General features: G+C 33.5%; 18 protein-coding genes. 5 read left to right on the top strand and 13 right to left on the bottom strand.

From position 1 onward, the window contains the following. Window positions 1–87: 87 nt before the first annotated feature. Both lepA and NNL09_RS06510 read left to right on the top strand, forming a co-directional pair. On the top strand, window positions 88–1,884 hold the full coding sequence (gene lepA / locus NNL09_RS06515) for a translation elongation factor 4 (RefSeq protein WP_025664579.1): 1,797 nt from the start codon (window positions 88–90) through the stop codon (window positions 1,882–1,884). A 106-nt stretch (window positions 1,885–1,990) separates the two neighbouring features. Next, window positions 1,991–3,064, top strand: a complete 1,074-nt coding sequence (locus tag NNL09_RS06510) for a hypothetical protein (RefSeq protein WP_196911843.1) — start codon at window positions 1,991–1,993, stop codon at window positions 3,062–3,064. A 6-nt stretch (window positions 3,065–3,070) separates the two neighbouring features. Here the strand turns inward: NNL09_RS06510 and NNL09_RS06505 are convergent, their stop codons facing one another. Next, window positions 3,071–3,883, bottom strand: a complete 813-nt coding sequence (locus NNL09_RS06505) for a Cof-type HAD-IIB family hydrolase (RefSeq protein ID WP_025664577.1) — start codon at window positions 3,881–3,883, stop codon at window positions 3,071–3,073. Between the two features lie 177 nt (window positions 3,884–4,060). Here NNL09_RS06505 and NNL09_RS06500 point away from each other — a divergent pair, with 177 nt between their 5' ends. Next, window positions 4,061–4,483 carry a secondary thiamine-phosphate synthase enzyme YjbQ gene (locus tag NNL09_RS06500; RefSeq protein ID WP_196911842.1) on the top strand — a complete coding sequence of 141 codons (423 nt, stop codon included), beginning with the start codon at window positions 4,061–4,063 and terminating at the stop codon, window positions 4,481–4,483. A 126-nt stretch (window positions 4,484–4,609) separates the two neighbouring features. Here NNL09_RS06500 and NNL09_RS06495 read toward each other — a convergent pair whose 3' ends face one another. The 12 genes from NNL09_RS06495 to uvrC all read right to left on the bottom strand — a co-directional run bounded on the left by NNL09_RS06495 (window position 4,610) and on the right by uvrC (window position 23,331). Further along, on the bottom strand, window positions 4,610–5,050 hold the full coding sequence (locus tag NNL09_RS06495) for a hypothetical protein (protein ID WP_196911841.1): 441 nt from the start codon (window positions 5,048–5,050) through the stop codon (window positions 4,610–4,612). 158 nt (window positions 5,051–5,208) lie between these two features. Beyond that, window positions 5,209–6,261: a cytochrome-c peroxidase gene (locus tag NNL09_RS06490; protein WP_196911840.1), complete on the bottom strand. Its 1,053-nt coding sequence runs from the start codon at window positions 6,259–6,261 to the stop codon at window positions 5,209–5,211. A 263-nt stretch (window positions 6,262–6,524) separates the two neighbouring features. Beyond that, window positions 6,525–9,779 carry a TonB-dependent receptor gene (locus NNL09_RS06485; protein WP_196911839.1) on the bottom strand — a complete coding sequence of 1,085 codons (3,255 nt, stop codon included), beginning with the start codon at window positions 9,777–9,779 and terminating at the stop codon, window positions 6,525–6,527. A 456-nt stretch (window positions 9,780–10,235) separates the two neighbouring features. Next, window positions 10,236–11,882, bottom strand: a complete 1,647-nt coding sequence (gene pgi / locus NNL09_RS06480) for a glucose-6-phosphate isomerase (protein WP_196911838.1) — start codon at window positions 11,880–11,882, stop codon at window positions 10,236–10,238. A gap of 3 nt (window positions 11,883–11,885) precedes the next feature. Next, a complete protein-coding gene (locus NNL09_RS06475; protein ID WP_196911837.1) occupies window positions 11,886–13,148 on the bottom strand; it encodes a peptidoglycan DD-metalloendopeptidase family protein in 1,263 nt (420 codons plus the stop codon). A 12-nt stretch (window positions 13,149–13,160) separates the two neighbouring features. Then, window positions 13,161–14,126 (bottom strand): tryptophan 2,3-dioxygenase family protein, encoded by a 966-nt coding sequence (locus NNL09_RS06470; RefSeq protein ID WP_025664569.1) that lies wholly within the window; start codon window positions 14,124–14,126, stop codon window positions 13,161–13,163. After that, on the bottom strand, window positions 14,126–14,905 hold the full coding sequence (locus NNL09_RS06465) for a DUF3108 domain-containing protein (protein ID WP_025664568.1): 780 nt from the start codon (window positions 14,903–14,905) through the stop codon (window positions 14,126–14,128). The genes NNL09_RS06470 and NNL09_RS06465 overlap by 1 nt, the downstream gene beginning before the upstream one ends. Window positions 14,906–15,391: 486 nt before the next feature. Beyond that, the gene (locus tag NNL09_RS06460) at window positions 15,392–16,384 is read right to left on the bottom strand and encodes a fumarylacetoacetate hydrolase family protein (protein ID WP_025664567.1); all 993 of its coding nucleotides are present in this window, start codon (window positions 16,382–16,384) and stop codon (window positions 15,392–15,394) included. A 199-nt stretch (window positions 16,385–16,583) separates the two neighbouring features. Beyond that, a complete protein-coding gene (hppD, locus tag NNL09_RS06455; protein WP_196911836.1) occupies window positions 16,584–17,723 on the bottom strand; it encodes a 4-hydroxyphenylpyruvate dioxygenase in 1,140 nt (379 codons plus the stop codon). A gap of 186 nt (window positions 17,724–17,909) precedes the next feature. Next, the gene (locus NNL09_RS06450) at window positions 17,910–19,067 is read right to left on the bottom strand and encodes a homogentisate 1,2-dioxygenase (RefSeq protein ID WP_025664565.1); all 1,158 of its coding nucleotides are present in this window, start codon (window positions 19,065–19,067) and stop codon (window positions 17,910–17,912) included. Between the two features lie 179 nt (window positions 19,068–19,246). After that, window positions 19,247–21,529: a patatin-like phospholipase family protein gene (locus tag NNL09_RS06445; RefSeq protein WP_196911835.1), complete on the bottom strand. Its 2,283-nt coding sequence runs from the start codon at window positions 21,527–21,529 to the stop codon at window positions 19,247–19,249. A 2-nt stretch (window positions 21,530–21,531) separates the two neighbouring features. Continuing rightward, a complete protein-coding gene (uvrC, locus tag NNL09_RS06440; RefSeq protein WP_025664563.1) occupies window positions 21,532–23,331 on the bottom strand; it encodes an excinuclease ABC subunit UvrC in 1,800 nt (599 codons plus the stop codon). Between the two features lie 117 nt (window positions 23,332–23,448). On the opposite strand from uvrC, the gene NNL09_RS06435 reads away from it, so the two are divergent. Then, window positions 23,449–23,925 carry a RimK/LysX family protein gene (locus tag NNL09_RS06435; RefSeq protein ID WP_051476005.1) on the top strand — a complete coding sequence of 159 codons (477 nt, stop codon included), beginning with the start codon at window positions 23,449–23,451 and terminating at the stop codon, window positions 23,923–23,925. Then, complete coding sequence (gene rimK / locus NNL09_RS06430) at window positions 23,925–24,797, top strand: 30S ribosomal protein S6--L-glutamate ligase (RefSeq protein WP_025664561.1); 873 nt, start codon at window positions 23,925–23,927, stop codon at window positions 24,795–24,797. Before NNL09_RS06435 ends, rimK begins: the two co-directional genes overlap by 1 nt. Window positions 24,798–24,801: the final 4 nt, after the last annotated feature.

Raw genomic sequence — 24,801 nt, 5'->3', positions numbered from 1 at the left:
TGGAACCCATAATGGGTATTTAAAAATGATTGATATACCTTTATAAATGATTATGTTTGATTTGATGGTATACAAGAGAGAGACTACATGAAAAATATTAGAAATTTTTGCATTATTGCACATATTGATCACGGTAAGAGTACACTGGCAGATCGATTATTGGACTTTACCGGATCAGTAACCGCTCGTGAAGCGCAAGCACAATTACTTGATAGTATGGATTTGGAGCGTGAACGTGGGATTACGATCAAGAGTCATGCGATCCAGATGGAATATAAACACAAAGGAGAGGAGTATATCCTTAATCTTATTGATACTCCTGGTCATGTTGATTTTTCTTATGAAGTTTCTCGTTCTATTGCAGCCTGTGAAGGAGCACTACTAATTGTAGATGCAGCACAAAGTATACAGGCGCAGACAATTTCTAATTTATATCTGGCTCTCGAAAATGATCTGGAAATTATTCCGGTACTCAATAAAGTAGACTTACCAAGTGCTAATCCAGAAGAAGTGACCGATGATATTGTAGATCTTTTGGGATGTGATGCCGAAGAAGTAATTCCTGCAAGTGCTAAAACAGGGATAGGTATAGAAGAAATTCTTACTGCCATTATAGAACGTGTTCCTCCACCAGAAGGAAATCCTGAAGAACCTTTGCAGGCTCTGATTTTTGATTCGGTTTATAACTCGTTTAGAGGTGTAGAAACATATTTTAAGGTAGTTAATGGTGAAATTAAAAAAGGGCAACAGATTAAGTTTGTGGCTACCGGGAAAAACTATTCTGCTGATGAGGTAGGAACATTGAAATTAAATCAGGAACCTAAACAGGTAATCAAAACAGGAGATGTAGGATATCTTATTACAGGTATTAAAGATGCACGCGAAGTAAAAGTAGGAGATACTATTACAGATGCCAAAACACCTACACAAAATGCCATTGAAGGTTTTGAGGATGTAAAACCTATGGTATTTGCTGGGATTTATCCTGTAGATACAGAAGATTATGAAGAGCTTCGTAATTCTATGGAAAAATTACAACTTAATGATGCTTCTTTGGTGTTTGTACCAGAGAGTTCGGCAGCACTAGGTTTTGGTTTTAGATGTGGATTCCTGGGGATGTTACATATGGAGATTATTCAGGAACGATTGGAGCGTGAATTTAACATGACCGTTATCACTACAGTACCCAATGTGTCGTATCATGCGTTTACCAATAAAAATCCTGATGATATTATAATTGTAAATAATCCATCTGATTTACCGGATCCCTCTTCTATGAACAGAGTAGAAGAACCGTATATCAAAGCTTCTATTATTACCAAATCTGATTTTGTAGGATCCGTAATGTCTTTATGTATCGAGAAACGAGGAGAAATAACAAACCAAACCTATTTGACTACAGAGCGAGTAGAGCTTACCTTTGATATGCCATTGGCAGAGATCGTATTTGATTTTTATGATCGCTTAAAAACAGTATCAAAAGGATATGCATCTTTTGATTATACACCTATTGGTATGCGCTCTTCTAAGCTGGTAAAAGTAGATGTTTTACTTAATGGAAATATTGTAGATGCATTATCGGCATTATTACATAAAGATAATGCTTATAATATAGGTAAGAAGATCTGTGAGAAATTAAAAGAACTGATCCCTCGCCAACAATTTGATATCCCAATACAGGCAGCAATTGGAGCAAAATTTATTGCTCGTGAAACCGTAAAAGCTCTTCGTAAAGATGTAACAGCCAAATGTTATGGTGGTGATATTTCTCGTAAACGTAAATTATTAGAAAAGCAGAAAAAAGGAAAGAAACGAATGCGCCAGGTAGGTAATGTAGAGATTCCTCAGGAAGCATTTATGGCGGTATTAAAATTAAATGATTAGAGATTTGATTATTAGTTCCTTATGATAGGTTTAATTTATTTGTTGTGCAATTCAAATAAAGTGCTTATTATAGCGTTGTTTTTTTATAATCTAAGAATATATACCCATGCTAAAGCCCCAATTAAAGCAGAGTCTAAAGGTCTTATCTTTTATAGCTTTCTTTGTTTTTTGTTTTCTTTCTTGTAGCAAAGATGATGATACTACAAATACTACTGATACTGGAGTTGACCCGGATCCCTCGGGAGAACAGACTGTTTTTGCAGAAGATTTTATTTTAGGTAAAGACAGTAAGCTTATAAACTATGTTTTATCGGAAGCAGATTACAATAAGTTTATTGCCGGGAATGGTGATTTTGCTATGGTGTCTAAAAAGGTATATGAGTATTTAAATGACAATTTTGATTTTATTTTTATACTCTCTGTTGAAACCGAACAACCTAATGGTTTGTATTATGGAGTAAATCAGAAAGTTAAAAACGATGTTCAGGGTGTAGGGTCATCTATTTATGATAATACCGCGGCATATGGTTCTAAAGGTGTGTTAAAGAGTGTTATTCACATGCCTAGAGCAGAATATATTAAAAATGGCCCTTTTTTACATGAAATCATGCATTATTGGGCAAATTATGATTTTATCCCAACCACAGTTGGTGGTCACTGGGGGTATTCTAGTGTAGGAGGGCAACTTGGTGGTTTTGATGAGCTTATTGATTTAGGAGGTGGTAATTATCAAGGAAAGATAGATGGTGAAGATGGGTTTGGCACTTTTGCCAATGGAGGAAACACGCTTGCGTATGGTAATTTAGAATTGTACCTTATGGGACTAATAAAAGAAAGTGAACTTAAATCGGTTCAGGTAGCAGAAAACCCGCAGGCAGTTGCAGCCGGAGGTAAGTTTACGGCAGATAAAGTCACAACTTTTACAGCGGCAGATTTAATTACAAAAAATGGAGCTCGTGTACCTTCTGAAGAGAATTCTCAAAAAAGCTTTAAAGGAATTACAGTGGTTATTTCTACTTCGAAATTAGATGATGAAAAGGTTACATCTATCAATAAAGATTTAGATAATTTTACTAAAAAAGGAACTCCTGATTGGGGTAGTTTTTTCTTTAACTTTTGGCAGGCGACAGGAGAAAGAGCTACGCTTGAGATTGAAATCTCGCAGCAAGACATAAAATAGCTAATTTTAACTAGCTTTTTTAGCTTCAATCATCTTGTGTAGCATATATTCTACACCATTATCATTATTACTTTTTGTTGAGTAATTGGCAATTGCTTTTACGTTTGGATGGGCATTTTCCATAGCAAAGCTATACGTTGCTCTGGTCATCATTTCGAGGTCATTGTTGTAATCTCCAAAAACCATAGTCTCTTCTGGTAATATATTATTGTTTTTTTGCAATTGTTGTAGTGCATGGCCTTTATTGGCAAGGTTATGAGAAAGGTCTAGCCAGATTTCTCCAGATACTTTGACTTTCAATTTGTTCTCTAGATGTTTTAAAGCAGGATAGAGGTATTCTTCTGCTCCTTTTTGATTACAAATCGCAATTTTGAGATATTGATCATCGATTACTTCTGCAAGATTTTCTACAATTTCATATCGATAATAATATTCATTAAACATATCGATAAAATCTTGCCCGTAATCTTCAATATACCCTCGTTTTCTTCCACAAACTATTACCTGAGAACCTTGTAATGTTTTAGAGATATCAAGTAATTCCAGATACGTTTCGCGATCGATTTCTGTAGTCTGGAGTTCTTTGTCTTGTTGCATAGTCAAAGCTCCGTTTTCGGCAATGACATAGATATCATCTTTAATTGGTTTTAGTTTGTCAATAATACTATAGTATTGTCTTCCACTAGCAGCAACAAAGGTTACACCCAGGTTATTTAGCTCTTCAAAAAGTTCAAAAAAACGACGGCTAACTTCACCATTAGTATTAAGAAGTGTGCCATCCATATCTGTAGCAACCATTTTGATTTGTGATAGATCCATAGTAATTTATAATTTTAAATTGTAAAGGTATTAGAGTTAGGGTAAATACAAGGTATTATAACTGTAAAATTTGTATTAAATTGCTGGTAAATAAAGAGCTTTGATCGGTTTGATAATACCTTTCAAAACAGATTGAATATTAATTAAAGGAACCCCGAGTTGTACCGGGATAATACCATGAGATTTTTTCAAAAAGAGATACAATTACCGTCATATCCCAGAGGATTTCACTTGATTACGCCTAAAATTCTTGCCGAAATAAATGAAATAAAAGAAATACAGATAGGTCAGTTACAGGTGTTTATTAAGCATACATCTGCTAGTCTTACTATAAATGAGAATGCAGACCCCACGGTACGACAGGATTTTGAAAGTCATATGAATGTTATGGTTCCAGAAAATGCTTCTTATTATATACATACCTATGAGGGTCCTGATGATATGCCTGCTCATATTAAAGCTTCATTGATGGGTACTTCTGTTTTGGTTCCTGTTACTAAGGGAGAATTAAATCTAGGAACATGGCAAGGTATTTATCTCTGTGAGCATAGAGATTACGGAGGCCCGAGAAAACTGGTTTTAACAGTTTATGGAGTATAGAGATTATATAAAAGACGATTTTGCTTTTATACGAATTAAACTTGCCATTCTAGTGCAAACCAGAATGACAAGCATCATAGATTTTATGAGTCTAATCTAGTATTATAACTAAAATACTTTACGATCCTAAAACCATTGTGCCCAAGGTATTCTCGATAGCATAAGAATCCAGGCAATGGTATAGAAAATAGCCAATGTTTTAAATTTAGGTGTAGAAGTAAGTTTCTTTTTATGTTTAGAATATCCCATTGTAATAAAAACAATGGTTAGGATCATCACTGTAGGATGCTCTACATTATACAATCGTAACGTAGCATCTTTCATAATTTCTCCCATTTTGTGAGTTCCTGAGAACCAAACGACCAGAGGAGATACAAAGAAAATAATAATACCTATTAAAAGCTGAATATGAGTAACAATAAGTGCAAATAGAGAGACTCTAAAGTCTTTAGGAGCATATTCTCTTTTGGCAAAAAACCCAGCAAGGGCATTAATAGTTGCTAGTGTAACGATAAGAACAACAAGGTAAGCCCAATACGAATGGACGATTTGAATAGCTTCGTACATAATGATGTGTTTAGTTTATTCAAAGGTACATATAATGCATAAAAAAGCCTCACCCTAGTAGGATAGGAGTCTTTATTTAGACTTATTCTACGAAGTGTATGAGCTATTTGTGCTTATTGTTACTCATAATAAGTTTAGATACATATGATATATCAGTTTTATTCTAAAGCTTCCTGCGGAACCTCTCCTGTTAAGGTTTCTAAAAATAAATGAATCTCGTTAATTTGCTGTGGATTTAATTTTTGATTTAACTGAGTTTCTCCCATAATTGAAATGGCTTTTTTAAGATCTTTAACACTGCCATCATGAAAGTAAGGTGCTGTTTTTTCAATATTAAGTAACGAAGGAACCTTAAAGACATATTTATCGGTTTCATTTTTGGTGAGATCAAATCTACCGTTATCTATTTTTTCACTGTTTGTGTAGTCCCAATAATTTACAGTAAGCCCAAATTTTTGATACATATTACCTCCTAGTAGTGCTCCTGTATGACAGGTAATACAACCAACACTTATAAAAGTTTCCATGCCTTTCTTTTCATATTTATTTAATGCAGAACCATCGCCAGCCATATATTTGTCAAACTTAGAAGGAGTGATTAGCTTTCGTTCAAAAGCACCAATGGCTTTTTCTATGTTTCTGTAGGTTATAGGAGTTTTTTCCTCTGGAAAAGCTTTGGCAAAAAGCTCAACATATTCTTCGATTTTTGATATTCGATCTACTACTACTGTTTCGCTGGGCATTGCCATTTCTATTGGGTTTAATATAGGGCCTCCGGCTTGTGCTTCTACATCGGGTTCTCGCCCATCCCAAAATTGGGCCATATGTAGTGCGGCATTTAGAGTTGTAGGAGAGTTACGTCCTCCTGGTTTACCATCATTACCTATCGAAAAAGGTTGATTGTCAACTCCATATGTTTTTAGATTATGGCAGGTATTGCAACTTTGTGTATTGTCTTTAGAAAGTCGTTTGTCATAATAAAGTGTTTTACCTAGAGTTACTTTCTCATGAGTTATAGGATTTTCTTGATTTTCTGCTATTTTGGGTAATACACCAAAAGTTTTTCGAGCTGTTTTGTCAAGTTCTGATACTGCAACCGCTTTATTTCCGATTGAGGAAACAGGAATGTAATCTTTATCTTTTTGTTTAGAATCGTTTTTACACCCTACGCATATTGCAAGGACTAACCCCCATTGAAGTAAGTTTTTCATAGTATTGTTTTTGTGTTAATATATATATGTTAAAGTTGGATTTTTTACTGTCGTTATCATATAGGGATACTTACAAATAAAACAGTGTTTTTTTTTGAAAAAAATAAGCCGCTGTAATTTCTTAAATATCAGAAATTTACAACGAAGTTTATGATGGTTTATTATTCGTTTAAGTATAGATAATAAAGACCAGAAATTGAGAGCATAAAAAAACCTCATTCGATTTTCGAATGAGGTTTTTGATATTTGTTTTATAAATTCTCTTAATTGAATATATAACGTAATCCTACTTGCATTTGCCATCTAGATGATTGAAGACCATTGTCATCTATTTGTTCAATTCCGTCTTCAAAAGAACTAGCGTCAAAAGTAAACTCAGGATCTGCTGTTCCTCCTCTTACTGTTTCAATTAATGCAATATTTCCAGGGATAAATTTACGTTTTCCCCAATCTTTATTTAAAAGATTAGTAAAGTTGAAAATATCAAGAGAAAGCTGAAGCGTATTTTTCTTATCACCAGTATTGATATAAAAATCCTGTAAGAATTTTAAGTCAATAGCATGACTCCAAGGACCTCTATCTCCATTACGTTCTGCATATCCACCTCTTCTTTTTCTTAAATAATCATTTCCTTCTATAAAAGCATCTAATGAAGCCCACTGTTCTGCAGGAGTAGCTGATCCCGGGATTATGTTTCCGTCGCGATCTCTAAAAGGAACAAGGTTAATTTCACTTGCGTTTGAAGGGATGTAGATAAGAGCATTATCTCTAGAATCATCATTTAAAAGGTCTCTACCTTCTCTGTAAACAAAAGAGTGAGGTGTACCTTGTGTACCTTCATAAAATAATGCAATTGTCGATTTCATAAACCCTAGGTATTCTTTTTCATAACTAACATTAGCAGAAAAACGAGACCCTTGTGAAAAATCAGATCTTGATCTTGGGATGTTAGAGTTCTTACCATTTACCGTTTGAATATTTCTCCACTGTGAACTGTTTTGTGAAGAAGTACCATCAAAAATAGATTCTGATTCACCATAAGAATAGGATACGCTTCCTTGAAATCCGTTATCAAAAGGTTTTCTTAGGGTAAAAGATGTATTATAAGAGAATCCTTCACCAGTATTGGTTCCAAGAATTATTCTTCCATAAGTGTTATCGATTCGATCTCCGAAACTATCACTATAGTATGGTCTGTTATCAGCACCATTTAAAGTTCCTTCTGGTCCGCGAATATTTAAGTTTTGATAATAAATATTGGTAATAACATCTGTGTATAAAAAGTCTGCACTTGCAATTAATCCCCAAAGTGGTAATTTTTGATCAACGGCGATATTATATTTCATTACCTGAGGTAATTTTAGATCAGGAGTAAAAATATCGATATTTCCTGCTGTTTCTCCAGTTCCTGGTGCTACGGCTACAGGTTGTTGATTGATATTTGGGTTAAAAGTTATTGTAGAAGGATCTAGATTAAATCCACCAGTAAATCCACCAGTAATACCATTATTGTTATATGAACCACCTGGCCATACTAATGGGATTCTTGAAGTAAAAATACCAAAACCACCGCGTATTTGAGTAGTCTTATCATTTTTTACATCCCAGTTAAATCCAACACGAGGAGATAAATGTGCAGAAGGTCTTATTTTTTTACCTACTCTTGCACCTTGAAGATCTTTTCCTGCAGCTTCAAGAAGAGGAATAGTTCTATCATTAAAATCAGCATTTTCGGCACCCGCATCAAAAATAGGAACATCAACTCTTAGTCCAGCTGTTAATTTAAAATTATCAGTTACACTTATTTCATCTTGAACATAAAAACTTGGTTGATATAATTTAAATTCAGATGCTCCAGAAGACTCATCACCTACGGCATTACCTCCTACTAGAGAATATCCTTTTTGATATTCATCAATAATACCATTAAAGAAATCACTTAAACTATTAAAGGTGTAATCTCCGTAATTAAAAGCAAAAAATAAGTTTTTAATTTTTGAAAACTCATGTTGAGTACCTATAGTTACTGTGTGTTTACCACTGTAAATCTCAAAATTATCGGCTATATTAACAATATCCTGATCTAATAGGTTTGCAGTAGAAAAAGGTTCTGCTCCAAAAGAAATTGTTCCTCCACCATCACGAATATCAACAGTTGGAAATGGGTTACCAGAAGGATCACGATCATCTCTTACCGATTTATAACCAATAAGTAAGTTGTTAGAAGCCCAACTTCCTATAGAAGAACTAAATTCTAAAGTAGTTTCGTTTTTAGTACTTTCAAAAAGCTCAGAACCATTAATAAAACCAATATTTCTGTTACCACTATTTCTTGCTTCTAAATTTTCAGCTTTTACAAAATTGTGCTTTAGACTTAATTGATGGTTGTCATTAATATTCCAATCTAATTTAACGGTTAATTTATCACTGTCTAATGTTCTTGTATTATTGTCAAACCCACCAGGATTATAACCATATGTTGTCTGTAAGAAATTAGATAGATTTTGGATATCAGCCAAAGTAGCATTTCCTTGGTAGTTGCTAAAATTAAATGGCTGTGGAGTTTCTTGTTCTTCTCTCTCGTAATTAACAAAGTAAAATAATTTGTCTTTTATAATTGGACCACCAATACGAGCTCCATAAATTTTTGCAGAGAAATCAGATAATTTTTCTCTTGATTCACCAGTTCCTACTAAACTTGGAGGAGTTTTTCCTGCAAGACTTTCGTTTCTAAAATAGGTATAGGCAGATCCTTCTATGGTATTTGTTCCTGATCGAGTGATTGCATTTATAGCACCTCCAGAGAATCCTGATTGTCTTACATCAAAAGGAGCTATGTTAATTTGAAAAGTTTCAATCGCATCGATTGAGAATGGATTTACCCCTGTTTGTCCACCATCGGTACCTGATCCGGCAAGACCAAATACATCATTACTTACCCCTCCGTCAATATATAAGGCATTGTATCTGTTATTTTGCCCAGCTAAAGAAACAGAAAAACCATCGTCTCCTTCAGTTATTTGAGCTTGAGGTGTAATTCTTACAAAGTCGGCAACAGATCTTGATACCGAAGGTAAAGAATTAATTTGTCTCTCTGTCACCGTAGTTTCTGTACCTGTTTTACCAGAATCAAAAACACTATTGTTAGTTACTGTAATTATAACTTGTTCAAGAGCACTAGCCTCTTCAATCATTTGAGTGCTGATATTTTGCGAATCTCCTAATTGAAGAAAAGTATTGTCTTTTACATAATCCTTAAAACCAACATAAGAAATAGTAACCTTGTATGGTCCACCAGTTCTCATATTTGCTATTCTGTAAAAGCCATCAAAATCGGTAATTGCACCATATTTTGTTCCAGATGGAGTGTGGATCGCAACTACATTGGCACCAGGAAGAGCTTGTCCTGTATTATCAGTTATCTTACCATTAATGGAAGATTTGGTTACCCCTTGCGCAAACGTTTCCCCAACGACTGCCATAAGGATTACAACAAATAAAAATGTAATCTTTTTCATGAGTGTGTTTTAGTTGTTTTTAATTGTCTCATGAAACTCTTAACGATTAAAATAATAACACTATAAGGTTTAAAAATCATTTAAATCGTATCCAGTTTCGTAAATATTTGATAGAGTTAATAATCTTCGCAAAAGAACGAATCTTTATGCGTGCATAGTTTATTAAAATGTTAAATTTTATACAGATTTGTATTATAGTTTTTAAGATAATTTTTTTTTGTACCAGATTGATTATTAATTAATTGAAGATATTAAAAAGTTATTAACTAAGAAATTGTTAATTAAAAATTGATAGAATCTTGCAACATTGGGTAAAAAAAACGTCCAGAGTATGAAAAATAGATGCTAAATAGATTAATATTAACATATTACTGGCACCAAAAAATAAGTTTCAAATCAATTTGTAATCATAAATTGATTTGAAACTTATTTTTTTATTTTCTGAAAATAGATTTATTATTCAGATTTCTTTAAATACCGTTGTAAAAGCGTATTTGTTGACGAATCATGTTTTTTAACCTCATGAGTATCGATTTCTGATAAGATCGTAGTAGCCAATTGCTTACCTAATTCTACACCCCATTGGTCATAGCTAAAAATATTCCATATGATACCTTGAACAAAAATACGTTGTTCATACATTGATACTAGTGCTCCTAAACTTTTTGGGGTAAGGGTATCAATTAAAATAGTAGTAGTAGGTTTGTTACCTGCAAAAACTTTAAAAGGCAATAGTTTTTTCAGTGTTTCTTCAGAAGTATTTATTGCATTTAATTCCTGAAGCACTTCTTTTTGTGTTTTACCATTCATCAAGGCTTCTGTTTGTGCAAAAAAGTTGGCCATTAATTTATTTTGATGATCCTGATCTCCAAATAAAGAGTGCTTAAAGCCAATAAACTCTGCTGGAATCAATTTTGTCCCTTGATGAATCAATTGAAAAAAGGCATGCTGGGCATTGGTACCTGGTTCGCCCCAGATAATTGTACCTGTTTGATAGTTAATAGGGTTACCATTGCGATCGATACTTTTTCCGTTACTTTCCATAATACCTTGCTGCAGGTATGCCGGTAATCTATGCAAATATTGAGAATATGGGATGATAGCTTCACTTTCTGCATTAAAAAAATTATTATACCATATACTAAGCATTCCTAAAATTACTGGAATATTTTCTTCAAAAGGAGTGTTCTTAAAATGTTCATCCATTTCATGAGCACCTACTAGCAGAGCTTCAAAATTTTCATAACCTATAGATAAACATATAGATAATCCAACTGCGCTCCATAAAGAAAAGCGACCCCCAACCCAATCCCATAGTGGGAAGATATTTTCTTCTGCAATCCCAAAGTTGGTCACATTAGAAATATTACTTGACACGGCTACAAAATGGCTTCCTACAGCTTCTTTTGGTGCATTTTTGGTGAACCAATTTCTTGCTGTTGTAGCATTGGATATCGTTTCTTGAGTAGAAAAAGTTTTAGATACAACTACAAATAAAGTAGTCTCTGGGTTTAAATTTTTTAAGTTTTGATGAACATGATCTCCATCTACATTAGAAATAAAATGTAGGTTAAGATGATTCTTATAATAAGCTAAGGACTCTGTAATCATAGCAGGGCCAAGATCAGACCCTCCAATACCAATATTTACAATATCTGTAAAAGCTTTACCTGTATATCCTTTAAGATTTCCTGAAATAACCTGGTGGCTAAAGGACTTTATTTTTTCTTTTACGTTTGTAACTTCCGAAATTATATTTTTCCCATCAATGGTGACTTGATGTGTTGATGGTGTTCTAAGAGCAGTGTGTAGAACAGCTCTATTTTCTGTTTCATTGATAGTGCTTCCGTCAAAATAACATTGTATGGCTTCATCAAGTTTTACTTCTCTAGCCAGATCTAATAATAATTTTTTTGTAGTCTTATCTATTCTGTTTTTAGAATAATCTACATAAAAATCCTTCCATTCAATCGACAAGTCAGTAGCACGATCTGGATATTGTTCGAAAAGATCTTTAAGATGTGTTTTTTTTATAGTTTCATAATGAGATTGTAATGCTTCCCAGGCTTTTGTGGTGGTTGGGTTAATGGTTGGTAATGTCATGATTTATAAAATTTCCAGTGGTTTTTGTGGTTTAAAAGAAATACTATCTAGTTCGGTCTTTAAAGGTTCGATGTGGTTATAAAATCCTTGTCTAAGACTGTCGGCTAATGGTTTTGAAGCTGGCAAATCTTGTTTGAATGGATCTACTTCTTTTCCGTTTTTCCAGAATCTGTAACATACATGGGGACCTCCTGTATTACCGGTCATTCCAATATACCCTATAACATCTCCTTGCTTTACAAATTCACCTACTTTTACAGCTTGTCTGCTCATGTGTAGATATTGAGTGTCATAAGTGGCATTATGTCTTATTTTTACATATTTACCGTTTCCACCTTTGCGCTCGGATTTGGTTACAATACCGTCTGCGGTGGCTAGTATAGGAGTGCCTATAGGAGCAGCAAAATCAGTACCTCTATGTGGTCTTATTTTGTAGCCATAGTATTTAATTCTACGTTTAAGGTTGTATCGAGAAGAAATTCTACTAAATTTCACAGGAGCAGTAAGAAATGCTCTACGCAAATTATTAGCTTCTTCATCATAGTAGTCTGCAGAATTATTGATAGAATCATCTATAAATCTAAAAGCATAGATTGGTTTACCTCTGTGCTCAAAATATGATGCTTTAATTTGGTCAACTCCAGCAGGAATAGTGTCATCAATAAATTTCTCTGTATAAACTACCTTAAATCTATCTCCGGCTTGTAATCTTGTGAAATCAATAGTCCAGGCATAAATATCTGCCATGTTATATGCAACCAGAAAATTGAGATCCATATCATCAAATGTTTGCATTAAACTGCTGTTTATAGTTCCTGAAGCAGTTTTTTCAACCAGTGTAACCGGTTTTTTGCTTTTTTTAGCAATAATACTATCTCTAAAATCGATCACAGTATAATCGATTTTATTATTTTGATATACAAATACCTGGGCTTTTTCTGTAGTATCTTTTGATTTAAGAAGCATATAAGGTTTTCCTGCCTGAATCCTGGCTACATTAAAAGTGTCTTTAATTGTATTGGTGATCTCGAATACTTTAGTTCTGCTTATGCCATGAGTATCCATAATAGCACCAAAACTATCTCCGGGACGTATGGTGTCTTTCACAACATTAAAATCATTTAGGACATAACCAAATTCGGTTATAATAGGGGGTGCTTTTTCTTCCTCGATAACTTCGGGAACAATAATTTTTGCTTCTTTTGTTTCTTTCTTACATGAAAATAATACTACCGCTATAAGTAGTAAATAACCTATTTGCTTCAACTGACGACTATTTTATTTTGCGGTATTAAATTGATGAGTAACCCATTGTTGACCCCAGTTTTCTTTTTCTTCCTTAGTCCAAAGATTAGGAAAAAACATAATCCTTTGAAAACTTGGAGGCAAGAAACTTTTCCAGTTCGTTCCTCCTGTAGCCAAAACTTCACCTTTCTCTTTATTGAGATACCTATAGGCAGCACCCATGTGCATTAATAACCAATTAACATTCACATTAGTGTCAAAAGTACGTAATGCTTCGATAAGGAGCACATTATTTTGCTCTTTTTCTGGTAGTTCGAGATATTTATGAAAAATAGTGCTGTGTTGTACCTGGTGAGCAATACGCATCATTCTTGGTGTATATCGATATTCGAATTGCTTAAGTGTAAGTGTTTTTTCACCGGTTTCTTTATCGGTAGCACCAGATTTCCAGTATAAATGTTCGAATACATCTTCGAGAACGTCTTTTTCAGAAAACATACTTCTTTCCTTTGTGCTCACTAGATTTGCCAGAGGGGTCGAATATATCTCGATCAACCTGAATTGCACAGATTGAAAACCACTTGCAGGTAGAAGAGACATTCGATATTTAAGAAACTGTTCTCTGTCCATTCCTCTAATCATAACATCAAAAGAATTGATCAGGACTCTAAAATAACGATTTACCCGATCAATTTTAGCAGTAAAAAATGCTGCATTTTGTAATTTATCATCAATAATTTGCTTTAGCTCGTGTATGATTAATTTAAAATAGAGCTCTGTAATTTGATGATAAGTGATGAAAATTTCTTCATCGGGAAAATGTGTTCTAGGGATTTGTAAACTTAATAAAGTGTCTAAATGTATATAATCCCAATAGGTTAAATATCGATCATGAAGCAGGCCATCTAAATATGATCCCAAATCCTGGCCAGAATTTTTAAATTTTTTTTCTAGTTGCTTTATTTTTTCGGCGATCTCTGGTTGTATAGATTCATTCATTAATCTACTATAATTTTAAATGGGTGTTTAAGTCCTTTAAATGCATCTAAATCTGCTTTTATCGAGCCAACTAGGATATCAGCTTTTATTCTTACAGGCATTCGATTGTCATCATCACTAACCCATACAGTCATACTTTCTTCTTCTTTAAAAACTCTATCTGCTTGAACATAGGGTCTAAATTTTAAACATGCAATTTTACCCATTTTGGTTTTAATTACTTCTCGTCCTAAGAACTTTAACTTAAAACGATAGCTTTCATTATCAAAAAACATATTTACATACTGTTCGTCTCCTTTTTTTAGAGAAGATGTATTAATATTATTACGCAAGTAGTAAAAAGAAGACATCATGTCCTGTACATCAGATTGTATAGGGTAAGACTTTTTTGTATTGTGCTTTTTGTTGAAAACTAATGCCTTATTTTCATTATGATCGAAGTTAATTTCTATATTCTTAGTATGTCCTCCTTCATTTATTTTTCGAATAAAACGATAAGGTTTTACTCTATCGATATCAATATAAGTTTCATAATAGTCTTCTACTTTAAAAAAGACGCTTAAAAAACCAGATGATTTACCTGTACCAATTATATGATGTACCGGTTTACCATTTAACTGTTCTTTTTTAATTTCAAGTGTAGCATAACTAGCTGTAAAAAGGCCATAATGAATTCTAAACTTAAACCATTCTCCAGAATCGAATGCTTTATGGCTATCTTGAGCAAAAGCAGGAACTATACTTGTTATCAAAAGCAATATGATAATACACTTTTTCATAGTTTAGGGCATTGTTATTATTTGATATACATATTAATTACAATATCCATTCCAAAAATACTATTTAATATGAAGAGATAAAAATGAATGTTGTTATCTAATCTAAAAATATAAACAAAAAAAGAGAGCCACCACAGCTCTCTTCTTTACTTTTATTAACCAACTAAAAACTTAAATTATGAGAATAATTATTGTTTTAGATATAGGCAGTAACCACTCCACCTATAAATGCAAAAATGAACTTTTTTTGAATAATTATCAAACGAAAACGTTTTTTTATTATGAAATTTAACAAAAGTTTATATCGTTTGCTGTGAAAAATGCATTTTTCTCAAAAATCAAAAAATAGCTTTAATCAATAAAAAAAGTATATTTCGGCTGCTTTTTTAACCAATAACTGTTATACATCTGAAAAAAGATTTGATCTATTTCTCACAGGATAGACTGATTTATTTTTTGATTAAAAATAGTATATCTATAATTTACTTAATTTATAGGCTCGTATTGTTTTACTACCTGATCTATTTTTCCAAAAATAGTCTCTCCTTCTTTATTTTTCATTTCGATTTCTATACGATCATCAAAACTCATAAAAGGAGTAGATGGTTCCCCGTTTTTTATAATTTCTAAACACCTAACTTCTGCCAAACAGCTTGATCCATTAGGACTACCTTGATTTGCAACAGTACCAGACCCTATTACAGATCCGGCCATTAAAGACCTTGATTTGGCTGCATGAGCAATTAATTGACCAAAATCAAAAGTCATATCTATTCCTGCATTAGGTGATCCTATAACTTTAGAGTTTAGTGTAGAGATTAATGGTAGATGTACTTTAGCATTACTCCAGGCATCCTCTAGTTCATCTGGTGTAACTACTACTGGAGAAAATGTAGTCCATGGTTTTGATTGATAAAATCCAAATTGTTTAGCTAACTCGTTAGGAATTAGATTTCTTAATGAAACATCATTAATGATTGCCACAAGTTTAATGTGCTTTTGAGCATTTTTTGCACTTACACCAGCAGGAACATCATCTGTTATTACAGCGACTTCAGATTCAAAATCTATTCCCCATTCTTCTTTTTCAATTTTGATATCTTCATTTGCTCCAATAAATGCATCAGAAGCGCCCATATACATTAAGGGATCAGTCCAGAACGTCTCTGGTAGTTCGGCATTTCTTGCTTTTCTTACTAATTCTACGTGAGTAACATAGGCACTACCATCTGCCCAATGATACGCTCTGGGGATTGCAGCCATGGCTTCTGTAGAATCAAAATCGAAAGTATTTGGTAATGTATTATTTTGTAACTGGTCATACACCTTTTCTAGTTTAGGAGAGATATCATCCCAATTATCCAAAGCTTCCTGCATGGTTTGAGCAATTTCAGGAACTTTTACAGCTTTGGTTAGATCTCTGCTTACTACAACTAGTTGTCCGTCTCGGCTATTATTTTTTATTGTTGCTAATTTCATTGTATTGTTTTTCTTGAAAGTTTATAACTCATAATAATTTACTTTTCAGAAAGCTATTTTTATGAGAAACTTTTGTTTGATTTTTAGAGATATTATACCATACATTATACACCAATTAAAAGATGAGTTCTAAATAATTGGTATATAAATGGCAAGAAAATAATAAGTCTATTTTCTTAAAATGTGATGTTAAAGTATTCTATAGGGTACCTCTTTGCTCTTGTTCTCTCTCGATAGCTTCGAACAATGCTTTAAAATTACCTTTACCAAAGGATTGAGCTCCTTTACGCTGTATAATTTCAAAAAACATTGTTGGGCGATCTAAGACTGGTTTGGTAAAAATCTGAAGCAGATATCCTTCATCATCCCGATCGATAAGAATTCCTAATTCTTTAAGCGGTGCAAGATCTTCATCGATTTCACCAACTCGATCTAAAACAGTTTCATAATAACTGGCAGGAACAGTAAGAAATTCTATTCCTCGACTCTGAAGTGCAGAAACGGTTTCAATAATATTATCGGTAGCTAATGCTATGTGTTGTACTCCGGCACCATTATAAAAATCGATATATTCTTCAATTTGAGATTTTTTTCTTCCTTCGGCAGGTTCGTTTATAGGAAACTTTATACGTCCGTTACCGTTGCTCATTACCTTACTCATTAAGGCTGTATATTCTGTAGAAATATCTTTATCATCAAAAGATACTAATTGTGCAAACCCCATGACTTTGGCGTAAAACTCGCACCATTTGTTCATCTCATTCCATCCTACATTACCTACCATATGATCTATGTATTTAAGACCTGTAGTTTCTGTTTTGTAGGGTTTGTTCCAGGCTATATACCCGGGTAAGAATACTCCGTTATAGTTTTTTCGTTCAACAAAAACGTGTACAGTTTCTCCGTAAGTGTGGATTCCTGAGAATACAACACGACCGTTTTCATCTTCTTCAACGGTGGGTTCCATATAAGATTTAGCACCTCTTTTTACAGTTTCTTGATAGCTTTTGGTAGCATCATCAACCCATAGAGCAACTACTTTTACGGCATCACCATGAGCATTTATATGTTTATTAATATCTCCATCTGGTTGTAGAGGAGAGGTAAGAACCAATCGTATTTTATCTTGTTGTAGTACATAAGAAACGCTATCCTTGCGCCCTGTCTCTAATCCAGAATAGGCTATAATTTGAAAACCCCATGCTGCTTGGTAATAATAGGCAGCTTGTTTGGCATTACCTACATAGAGTTCTACATAATCTGTTCCTAATAGCGGTAAAAAATCTTCTGCTTGAGGAACTACTTTTTCTAAGTTCTGAGGTGTTATATTGGTCGACATAATGTTTTTAAATAATATAGTTAAAAAATAAATCAATGAGAAAAAGGTATTTATAATTTTCTCGAATAGGTTAGTTTAAAAACATTACCACATGGCTCTTAGATGCGCTGTAATATCTTTCCTGTAATTTAGCATAACAAATTATCTTTTTTAAAGCTATTTTGGTTATAAAACATTTTCTAATGGTTACTCAAGCCAGGATTTGTGATAATCTTCGTCGGCTATTTTCATAGCCTCTTCGGTAACCATAAGAGGTTTAAAGGTGTCTACCATAACAGCTAATTCATCGGTTTTGGTTTTTCCAATACTTCGTTCTACTGCCCCGGGATGAGGACCGTGTGGTATCCCGGCAGGATGTAAGGAAATATGCCCTGCATCAATATCATTTCTACTCATAAAATCACCATCTACATAGTATAACACTTCATCACTATCTATATTACTATGATTATAGGGTGCAGGAATACTCTCTGGGTGGTAATCATATAATCTTGGTACGAAAGAACAAATTACAAAAGCATCGGTCTCGAATGTTTGGTGCACTGGTGGTGGTTGATGTATTCTACCAGTAATAGGTTCAAAGTCGTGTATTGAAAAAGCATAAGGAAAATTAAATCCATCATATCCTACTACATCAAATGGATGTGTCGCATAGATCATATCAAAAATTTCGTCCTGCTTTTTTACCTTAATTAGAAAATCTCCTTTTTCATCATTAGTTTCTAATTCATAAGGAGCTCTGATATCACGTTCGCAAAACGGAGAATGTTCTAATAATTGCCCAAACCAGTTACGGTATCTTTTTGGAGTATAAATTGGTCTTCTTGATTCTACAATAAACAAACGATTATCAGAAGTATCAAAATCGAGTTTGTAAATAGTTCCTCTGGGAATTAATATATAATCTCCATATTTAAAATCGAGATTACCTAAATGACTTCGAAACTTTCCACTTCCACGATGAATAAAAATTAATTCGTCGGCATCAGTATTTTTATAAAAATAATCGGTAGTGGATTCCTGCGGAGCAGATAAAATAATGCTTGCATCACTATTGGTTAATACATTTTTTCTACTTTGTAGATAATCCTTTTCTGGGTCCACTTTGAAACCGTGAAATCTATAAGATTTGATATTGTTTTTTATAGCTACTTTGGGAGCTACACTATAACTTCCTTTAATTTCTTTTACTTGTGTTGGTCTATGACAATGGTATAAATTGGTTGACATTCCGTCAAAACCTATTGTTCCAAATAATTGTTCATAATATAAATTACCATCTGGTTTTTTAAAGATGGTGTGACGTTTCGGAGGGATTTCCCCAAGAGTATGATAAAAAGGCATGATGTTGCAAATTTAAAATATTAACTACTTTTTTTAATAAGACAATAATAAACAGCAGATCTACCTTATTCGGGATTACGCTTAATAAGGTAGTGTAGTAGTAATAATAAATCCTGCCAAAACAAGTTCATAACATTACAAATATCGTAAATATTTCTATTCTTTTGCAGTATAATTTTTTAAAACCAAAAACCGATGCTAAAAAACCAGTTACTTTCGTCTAGTTCTGGAGAGTAAGAATATTTGACTTGTATTGGTCCGGCAAAGGTATCCAGGCCGTACCCCAAGGCATATCCAGAAAATTCTGGATCTTCAAACCATTTTCCGGTACTAAATAGTTTATTGCCTACATTTGCAAAGTTGGCAGATGCGTTAATATGGTTCTTTTTAAATATCTCATAATCTACAGATAGTAAAGCTTTTACAAAACTTTGCCCTGTCATTCCGAAAAAATCATATCCATAAAAAGGAATAAAATTATTAATAGTTTTAGCGCCAAAACCTCCAAGTAGAAAATCGAGAGAACTTAGGGAAGTATTTCCAATTTTAGTACCCGCCTCCAGGCTAATATTCATAGAAAGTGTATTATATAAAGGTGTAGCGAACCCTAGTTGCGCTTTGGTAATTGAGAATTCATCAAAACTTTCAGTAAAGTCAGAAGAAAAAAGATAAGTGTGGATATCTCCTTCAAATAAAAATCCTCGCTTCGGAAAATATTTATTGTCATATGTATCTAATTTAATATACCCAAAGGCACTCCAATAATCACTATCATCAAATACAGTTCTTGGAATTTGATTTTCGTCTTCTCCAAATGTTTCAGAAATAATACTAAGGCGTTTATATTCTGCACCCAAGCCAACAGAAAAGGTTTGTTGTAATAAGGTTTCTGCATAGATTTGCGCATTATAGTCGGTATAGTCTACATCAATGGTATTAATATCTAAATCCGGGATTTCTCCAAATCTTCCTATAAAATCAAAATCAATTGCTTTTTTAAAATTAGTATAACGAAATTTTATTCCAGTACTCCAATAAAAACCTTTATCAATATAGTAGTCCAGGTTATAACGAATGTTATCACCTAAAGCTACATCGGCAGAAAATACATCATTGTCAAATAATAGACTTTTTCTGGTAACATTAATTAAGGCTGCGGTTTGATATAGGTCATCATAATGAAGTGCAAAACGTAGTAACATTTTGTTGTCACTCTCTTTTACATTAAGTACTAGATGTTTACCGTCTTTAGTATCAATGAGTTTGTGACTTACACGATCAAAGTTTCCTGTTGCAGATAAGTTGTTAATACCTTCATTTAATTTTTTGTAGGTGGTAATACTAGGGGTTTTTAGTTTTAGCTTCCCTTTGATGTAGGCTCTTGTGTATCTTTCATTTCCCGAAATGGCTAAACTGCTCACCAATATGTTTTCTGAGCTTTTAGCAATTACAGGACTCTTTGGTCCAGGTTTTTGACGCATTGCAATTGCTTTGAGTTTTTCATAGTTTGCAAATGCAGCTTTTTCTCCATTGGCAATGATTTTATCAGCCTGGTCAAAAGATATTACCGAAAAATCTGTTATCGAAGGTTTAATGTATAGATCTGTTTCAGGAACTTTATTTTTCATAGCTTCATAAGTTCTGAAGTTATTTATTTGAAGCATGATATTAGTTACCGAAGTTAGTTGGTCTCTAGACATTAAACTGTCTTGTACATCAATTCCTATAACTATTTCGGCTCCTTTTTCTTTAATTTCTTTAACAGGATAGTTGTTGGTCACTCCTCCATCTGTCATTAAAATTCCATTTAATTCTACTGGGCTAAAAACAGAAGGTAATGCACCACTGGCAGCAACAGCATCGGGCAAGTATCCTTTGTCCAGAAGTACTTGTTCTCCGGTTTCAATATTAGTAGCCATACAGAAAAAAGGGATTGGGAGATTGTTAAAATCGCGTACTTCACTTACATGAGCTGTAAATCGCGAGAATTGGTTATAAAAATTCTGCCCTTTAGATAACCCTTTGGGTAAACCGATTTTAAATTTATCAAAAGGAAGAGTTACTGCATATTTTTCTGAGTCTTCTCGTTCATAAAAAGTTTTGGCACTTCTAGGAAGTTCATCTTGTATAAATGCATCAAAGTCAACAGCTCTAAAGATAGAGTCGAGTTCTGCTGCACGATATCCAGAAGCATATAAACCTCCTACAATAGCTCCCATGCTGGTACCACCAATGTAATCGATACGTACTCCCGCATCTTCTATTATTTTTAGAGCGCCAATATGAGCAAGTCCTTTTGCACCACCTCCGCTTAAGACTAATCCTATTTTTATATCTTCTATAGCGGGATCATCATGAGTCTCTAAGAGTTGTTTTTCTTGCGACCAAATTATATCAGGAATAAGGAACACTAAAAGTAGTATCCCAGATAAAAAAAATCTTAATGTATTGTGTCTGGCCACGCTTATTCTTTTTTAGAAAGATAATAATTGTACACTTTGGTTGCGCGCGAATCTCCAATCACTTCACTTAATTCGTGTTTAGAAGCTTCACTTATTCTTTTTACAGATCTAAAGGTTTTTAATAATTCTATAACGGTTTTTTCTCCAATTCCAGGAATTAAATCTAATTCGGTATCTAAAGCAGCTTTGCTTCTTTTTTGTCTATGGAAGGTGATTCCGAATCGATGTGCTTCATTTCGTAAATGTTGTATAACCTTTAAGGATTCTGATTTTTTATCTAAGTATAGTGGTATAGAATCTCCGGGATAATAAATCTCTTCTAGTCGCTTGGCAATACCAATAATAGTTATTTTTCCTCTTAAACCTAATGTGTCCAGAGCTTTTAATCCTGAAGAAAGCTGCCCTTTTCCTCCGTCTACAATTACTAGTTGTGGTAATGGTTGATCTTCTTCGGTTAATCGTTTATAACGTCGATATACGACTTCTTCCATCGAAGCAAAATCATTAGCACCTTCTACTGTTTTTATATTAAATTTTCTATATTCTTTCTTACTGGGTTTTCCATTTTTAAATACTACACAGGCGGCAACAGGATTAGTTCCCTGAATATTCGAATTATCAAAACATTCGATATGTCTTGGCTCTTCTGGTAGTCTTAAGTCTTTTTTCATTTGTGCCATCAGACGTTTTATATGCCGATCTGGGTCCATGATCTTGATTTGCTTAAAACGTTCTTGTCTATGGTATTTTGCATTTCTTAGAGATAAGTCTACGATCTTTTTTTTATCACCTAATTGTGGGACTGTGATTTTTAGACCTTCTCCTACTTCTACATTAAAAGGAACAAATATTTCTTTAGATGTAGAGTTAAAACGTTGTCTGAGTTCGATAATGGCAAGTTCTAAAAGTTCTTTATCAGATTCGTCCAATTTCTTTTTAACTTCTGTAGTATGAGATCTAATTATAGCACCATAGGACAGTTGAAGAAAATTTATATACCCATAGGATTCATCTGATATGATAGAAAACACATCAACATTACTTATCTTTGGATTCACTACAGTTGATCTTGCCTGATAGTTTTCTAGTATTTGTATTTTTTCCTTAATCCGCTGGGCATCTTCAAACTCCATTTTCTCTGCATGAACCATCATTTGATTCCTAAAACGATTTAGAGAATCTTTAAAATTTCCTTTCACAATTTGACGAATAGCTTCAAGGTTTTCGAGATATTCTTTTTCATCTTGTAATCCTTCGCAAGGCCCTTTGCAATTACCCAGATGATATTCTAAACAAACTTTATATTTTCCATTGTTTATTTTTTCCTGAGATAAATCATAACTGCAAGTTCTAAGCTGGTAAAGTTCCTTGATAAGATCCAAAAGCACATGTACTGTTTTTACCGAAGTATAAGGGCCATAATACTCTGAGCCATCTTTGATAAGATTGCGAGTAAGAAATATCCTTGAGAAACGCTCTTTTTTGATACAAATCCATGGATACGTCTTATCATCTTTGAGCATGACATTAAACCTGGGCAAATATTTTTTAATCAGATTGTTTTCTAGTAACAGAGCATCTGTTTCTGTTTCGACAACAATATGTTTTATGGTATGAATTTTCTTTACAAGAACCTTGGTTTTATAGTTATCATGATTTTTTGTAAAGTAAGAAGAGACTCTTTTTTTTAAGTTCTTTGCTTTTCCTACATAAAGTAATGTGTTGTCTTTATCATAATATTGATACACTCCAGGACTGGTAGGTAATATTTTAATTTGTATGTCTAAAGTAGCTTCTTGCATATTCTAATGGTAAAGTTAAGGGTTTACCTGAATTGTAATGCAAATATTAGGGGTTTAAATTTTTGTTAATTACTGTTCGTGTTATGGTTTTCTATTAAATAGAGAGGATGTAATACAATGCTTATTGATTTTTATTACATTAGTAGCGAATATCAATCATATCTTTTGGAGAAAGAAAAGAAAATAATTGGCAGAACTGATAAAGTGGATTTTCCTCTTTTAGAGCTAAAAGGTATCGATGCCAAAATCGATACAGGAGCATATACTTCGTCTATTCATTGTATCGATATAAGAGAGGTTGATCAAACATTGCAATGCAATCTTCTTGATGCAACGCATTCAGAATATAACGGTAAAAAATTTACATTTAAAAATTACGATATTACTGCAGTAAAAAGTAATATTGGAAAAGTAGAAGTACGATATGCCATTAGAACGCAGATTATTGTATTTGATAAAACATACCCCATAACCCTCACATTATCTTCCCGCGATGATATGCGTTTTCCGGTATTGATTGGACGTAAATTTCTAAGCGGTAAGTTTTTAGTTGACCCCCAATTAGAAAATCAGTCTTATAATCAAAATTTGTAATGAACATTAAAATCTTGTCTCGTGGTACGAGTTTGTATTCTACTAATGCCTTGGTTCAAGCAGCAGTAAAGCGCAAGCATAATGTACAAGTGATAGACCCTCTTAATTGTGATATTATTATTGAAAAACAAAAGCCTGAAATTTATTATCGAGGTAAAAAATTAGATCATGTAGATGCTGTGATTCCCAGAATTGGTGCTTCTATCACTTTTTATGGGACTGCAGTAGTACGCCAGTTTGAGTTAATGAATGTATTTACCACACTTAAGTCACAAGCATTACTGCAATCGAGAGATAAACTAAGAAGTTTACAAATATTATCTAAAGCGGGATTGGGACTCCCCAAAACAGTATTTACCAATTATTCTAAAGATGTTTCTGAGGTGATATCTCACGTAGGGGGAGCCCCTCTAATTATTAAATTACTAGAAGGTACTCAGGGATTAGGAGTTGTATTGGCTGAAACGAAGACAGCTGCAGAATCTGTGTTAGAAGCTTTTAATGGGCTACAAGCTCGTGTAATTGTACAAGAATTTATAAAAGAAGCCAAAGGAGCAGATATTAGAGTTCTTGTTGTTGATGAACAAGTCGTTGGAGCTATGAAAAGACAAGGGAAAGAAGGTGAATTTCGATCTAATTTGCATAGAGGAGGTAGTGCATCAGTGATTACCCTTAGTGAAGAAGAAGAACAGGCAGCTATAAAGGCGGCCAAAGCTTTAAAAATGGGCGTGGCAGGTGTAGATATGCTACAAAGTGATAGAGGACCTCTTATTCTCGAAGTTAATTCTTCTCCCGGATTAGAAGGTATAGAAAACGCTACAGGAAAAGATATAGCAAAAACCATTATTCGTTATATTGAAAGAAGTTTATAACACA

The sequence above is a fragment of the Aquimarina sp. EL_43 genome, from assembly GCF_943422735.1.
GTDB lineage: Bacteria > Bacteroidota > Bacteroidia > Flavobacteriales > Flavobacteriaceae > Aquimarina > Aquimarina megaterium.
This window is presented reverse-complemented; position numbering and strand designations above follow the sequence as displayed.

Coding starts and splice junctions, on each gene's coding strand:
- lepA (WP_025664579.1), top strand. CDS start 88: ATGAAAAATATTAGAAATTTTTGCATTATTGCACATATTGATCACGGT.
- NNL09_RS06510 (WP_196911843.1), top strand. CDS start 1,991: ATGCTAAAGCCCCAATTAAAGCAGAGTCTAAAGGTCTTATCTTTTATA.
- NNL09_RS06505 (WP_025664577.1), bottom strand. CDS start 3,883: ATGGATCTATCACAAATCAAAATGGTTGCTACAGATATGGATGGCACA.
- NNL09_RS06500 (WP_196911842.1), top strand. CDS start 4,061: ATGAGATTTTTTCAAAAAGAGATACAATTACCGTCATATCCCAGAGGA.
- NNL09_RS06495 (WP_196911841.1), bottom strand. CDS start 5,050: ATGTACGAAGCTATTCAAATCGTCCATTCGTATTGGGCTTACCTTGTT.
- NNL09_RS06490 (WP_196911840.1), bottom strand. CDS start 6,261: ATGAAAAACTTACTTCAATGGGGGTTAGTCCTTGCAATATGCGTAGGG.
- NNL09_RS06485 (WP_196911839.1), bottom strand. CDS start 9,779: ATGAAAAAGATTACATTTTTATTTGTTGTAATCCTTATGGCAGTCGTT.
- pgi (WP_196911838.1), bottom strand. CDS start 11,882: ATGACATTACCAACCATTAACCCAACCACCACAAAAGCCTGGGAAGCA.
- NNL09_RS06470 (WP_025664569.1), bottom strand. CDS start 14,126: ATGAATGAATCTATACAACCAGAGATCGCCGAAAAAATAAAGCAACTA.
- NNL09_RS06465 (WP_025664568.1), bottom strand. CDS start 14,905: ATGAAAAAGTGTATTATCATATTGCTTTTGATAACAAGTATAGTTCCT.
- NNL09_RS06460 (WP_025664567.1), bottom strand. CDS start 16,384: ATGAAATTAGCAACAATAAAAAATAATAGCCGAGACGGACAACTAGTT.
- hppD (WP_196911836.1), bottom strand. CDS start 17,723: ATGTCGACCAATATAACACCTCAGAACTTAGAAAAAGTAGTTCCTCAA.
- NNL09_RS06450 (WP_025664565.1), bottom strand. CDS start 19,067: ATGCCTTTTTATCATACTCTTGGGGAAATCCCTCCGAAACGTCACACC.
- uvrC (WP_025664563.1), bottom strand. CDS start 23,331: ATGCAAGAAGCTACTTTAGACATACAAATTAAAATATTACCTACCAGT.
- NNL09_RS06435 (WP_051476005.1), top strand. CDS start 23,449: ATGCTTATTGATTTTTATTACATTAGTAGCGAATATCAATCATATCTT.
- rimK (WP_025664561.1), top strand. CDS start 23,925: ATGAACATTAAAATCTTGTCTCGTGGTACGAGTTTGTATTCTACTAAT.